Consider the following 2927-nt stretch of genomic DNA (forward strand, 5'->3'; position numbering starts at 1 on the left):
GCTTGATCCCTGCACAACCGTGCGGAAATTTGACCGCGACGACGGCACCGGATCCATCCATGTGATCTATCGTGGTTGGTCCATCTGCCCCCTTTGGTTTCTGAACCGCCTGGGCGCAATCGCAATAACGCGAAGGGTTCAAACTAACTTTTACATGAACGAATTGGAGGCTTGGTCAGATGAAAACACGGGAAAAATTAGCGGCTGAATTGCGCATTGTCGCGGATAAAGCGTCGACGCAAAACGCCGGCATTTACGAAGCATTTGCCGCGCGCGCCGAGACGGGGGAGTTTGATGATTACGCCGATACCCATGTCTGCCCGATCACTCAACTACACGCCGAACTTACGCGTGCTGGTTTCACCAAGTTTGCTGCCCGCGTGGCGTCTGGCGAGTTTGATGCAACGCTTGATGAAAGCGAAGAATGGGCCCGGTCGGTGACCGATCCAGAGACATTGAAAATCATGGAAACGATGGGGCTTGGACCCGACCGTTCCAAGGATCACTGAAAGGACCTGAAAATGTCGAATAGCCTAGCCGATCTGAATGCCCACCTGTTCGCCCAGCTTGATCGCCTGGACGATGAGACACTGACATCAGACCAGATCAACGACGAAGTCAAACGCGCGGGCGCTTTGATCGGCATTGCCGACAGCATCAGCAAAAACGCCGAAATCGGCCTGAAAGCGGCAAAGCTTTACGCCGAACATGGAAACACCGTTCTGCCCCACCTGCCCCAAATCGCCAAGCAGTCCAAGGTCGAGGGTTCATCATGAAGGGACAATCGATCGCATATAGCCCCGAAGAACTGGTGTGGATCAAGGCGCACAGCGACCAGCCGCGCAAAGACCTTCATGCTGCCTTCCAGACACGCTTTGACCGCACTGACGTATCAAAGGACGCGATCAAGGCACTGTGCACGCGCAAGGGCTGGAAAACAGGTCGCACCGGGCGGTTCGTGAAGGGTCAGGTTTCTATCACCAAAGGCATGAAGATGCCCTTTAACCCGAACAGCGCCCGCACCCAGTTCAAGAAAGGCGTCTTGCCCCACAATCACCGCGGGCCCGGTCACGAACGCATCTGCCCGAAAGACGGATACGTCACCCTGATCGTGGCCGAGCGGAACCCATGGACCGGTGCCGAAACCCGTCCAGTGCTTAAGCATCGCTGGTTGTGGGAAAAGGCGAATGGCCCGATCCCGAAGGGGCACGTCTTGAAGTGCCTCGACGGTGATAAAACGAACTTCGACCCCAAAAACTGGGAACTGGTATCTCAGTCAATGCTGCCACGGCTGGCAGGGGGCCTGCACAACACCGGATACGATGCAATTGCCCCCGAACTACGCCCGACAGTCCTTGCAATGGCAAAGCTGGAACAAAAGGCCCGCGAAAAATCACCCAAAGAGGTGTCGAAATGAGTGCAGCACTGCGCAAAGAAATGGGGATCGATGAAATCCTTGCACGGCTTGAATCTCTGACGCAGCTGGTCGAACAGATGACCCAGCAAAAAGGCCCCGAGCTTCTAACCACAGATCAGGTCGCAGAAATGCTGGATGTTACCCCACGCACGGTCAGCCGTTGGCGAGCCCAAGGAAAGTTCACACCGCACAATCGTGGCAAGACACCGCTATACGCCTTGGAAGAAGTGACCGAAATGATGCCAGCCAGCAACGTCACCCCAATCGTTCAGCAATCTCGCCAGCGGTAGCATCATAGTAGGTCATCAGTTGACTGATATTCTTGTGCCCGACGATGCGCGCCAGATCCAGAACATCTACCCGCCGCGCCAGACGCGTGATCGCTTCGTGTCGGGAATCGTGAAACGTAAGCCCCTTTACAGCAGCCCGATCGCACAGCTTTCGCCATAGAACATCAAGCTGACGGCTTGTCAGATCAAAAACAGGGTCAGTATCGGGTAACGCTTCCAGCAGCCTGACGGCCTCAGAAGACAGTGGCACATCGCGCGGAAAGCCGTTCTTGGTCTTTGGAAGATGCGCTGTCCTCTCATCGATGCTGACATTGGCCCAGGTCAGCCCGACTATTTCCCCGGCGCGCATCCCGGTCTCCACAGCAAATAGGAACGCATGATACGCCCGCGCCGTCGCCGCAGACAGGTCAGAACCAGCCGAGATCGACAGCGCAGCAAACTCCGCTTCCGAAACACGCCGCTTGCGCGCCGGTGACGACTTTGGCCGGCGGATATCAAGCATCGGACTGACGGTGATTAACTTCCACTCAGCCCGAGCAATAGTGAACACGGCCGACATCAGTTCCATCTCACGCCGGACAGATGCCGGCGCAACATCCTGCAGCCGCTTGTCACGCCATTCCGCGATGTCTTTGCCAGTAATCGAAGCGATCGTCTTGCTGGCCAGCGGATCCCGCGCAAACTTGCGAAGCCGGATAATTTCCCATCGTTCTCCGCGGCGCGTTGGACTTACTTCGTTTGCATAGCGCTGAAATGCTTCAGAAAGCAGCATGGTTTCGCCAGTAGGCGGAGCCGTCAGTATAAGATATTCTTCCCGCGCCGACCAATCTGTAGCAGCCCGCTTGCTGTCAAACAGCTTTGACTTTCGAATCCCTTTGCGGGCGATCTGGGCCTGCCACCGCCCTGTTTTCAGCTTACGAATACTTGCCAAATTACGAATTCCCCCGATCGTTCGTAACCGGTTCGTAAATGGATGTCAGTTTATAAAACTTTTGGCTGACAATACGAACGCGACCGCGTTCATATAGTCCTTATTTGTCTAGCTATGTCCAGCAATGTCGCTGTACGGTACAGGGGAGTGGTGCGGGCGGGGGGACTCGAACCCCCACGGGCATACGCCCAACAGATTTTAAGTCTGGTATGTCTACCATTCCATCACGCCCGCATTGCGCCGCACAATACCCGGACCGGCGGCGGTGTAAATGGTGAGATGCCGTGGA

The 2927-nt window shown here is 55.8% G+C and carries 5 protein-coding genes and 1 tRNA gene; 4 read left to right on the forward strand and 2 right to left on the reverse strand.

The window, feature by feature from the left end:
• Positions 1-179 precede the first annotated feature (179 nt).
• From ABYT07_RS20200 to ABYT07_RS20215, 4 genes are read left to right on the forward strand one after another with little or no spacing between them, the layout of a single operon-like run.
• Complete coding sequence (locus ABYT07_RS20200) at positions 180-509, forward strand: hypothetical protein (protein ID WP_372993802.1); 330 nt, start codon at positions 180-182, stop codon at positions 507-509.
• Positions 510-521: 12 nt separating this feature from the next.
• Positions 522-776: a hypothetical protein gene (locus tag ABYT07_RS20205; protein ID WP_372993803.1), complete on the forward strand. Its 255-nt coding sequence runs from the start codon at positions 522-524 to the stop codon at positions 774-776.
• Entirely contained in the window at positions 773-1417 is a 645-nt protein-coding gene (locus tag ABYT07_RS20210; protein ID WP_372993804.1) for an HNH endonuclease signature motif containing protein, read from the forward strand. The genes ABYT07_RS20205 and ABYT07_RS20210 overlap by 4 nt, the downstream gene beginning before the upstream one ends.
• Positions 1414-1707 carry a helix-turn-helix domain-containing protein gene (locus tag ABYT07_RS20215; protein ID WP_372993805.1) on the forward strand — a complete coding sequence of 98 codons (294 nt, stop codon included), beginning with the start codon at positions 1414-1416 and terminating at the stop codon, positions 1705-1707. The genes ABYT07_RS20210 and ABYT07_RS20215 overlap by 4 nt, the downstream gene beginning before the upstream one ends.
• Here ABYT07_RS20215 and ABYT07_RS20220 read toward each other — a convergent pair.
• Both ABYT07_RS20220 and ABYT07_RS20225 read right to left on the reverse strand, forming a co-directional pair.
• Positions 1673-2638 carry a tyrosine-type recombinase/integrase gene (locus tag ABYT07_RS20220; protein ID WP_372993806.1) on the reverse strand — a complete coding sequence of 322 codons (966 nt, stop codon included), beginning with the start codon at positions 2636-2638 and terminating at the stop codon, positions 1673-1675. The genes ABYT07_RS20215 and ABYT07_RS20220 overlap by 35 nt on opposite strands.
• Positions 2639-2786: 148 nt before the next feature.
• Positions 2787-2872, reverse strand: a tRNA-Leu gene (locus ABYT07_RS20225).
• Between the last annotated feature and the right edge of the window lie 55 nt (positions 2873-2927).

This window comes from Sulfitobacter sp., from assembly GCF_041552635.1.
In the GTDB taxonomy this organism is placed as follows: domain Bacteria; phylum Pseudomonadota; class Alphaproteobacteria; order Rhodobacterales; family Rhodobacteraceae; genus Sulfitobacter.

Excerpts from the sequence above, each read along its gene's own strand:
- ABYT07_RS20200 (WP_372993802.1), top strand. The coding sequence starts at position 180 with ATGAAAACACGGGAAAAATTAGCGGCTGAATTGCGCATTGTCGCGGAT.
- ABYT07_RS20205 (WP_372993803.1), top strand. The coding sequence starts at position 522 with ATGTCGAATAGCCTAGCCGATCTGAATGCCCACCTGTTCGCCCAGCTT.
- ABYT07_RS20210 (WP_372993804.1), top strand. The coding sequence starts at position 773 with ATGAAGGGACAATCGATCGCATATAGCCCCGAAGAACTGGTGTGGATC.
- ABYT07_RS20215 (WP_372993805.1), top strand. The coding sequence starts at position 1,414 with ATGAGTGCAGCACTGCGCAAAGAAATGGGGATCGATGAAATCCTTGCA.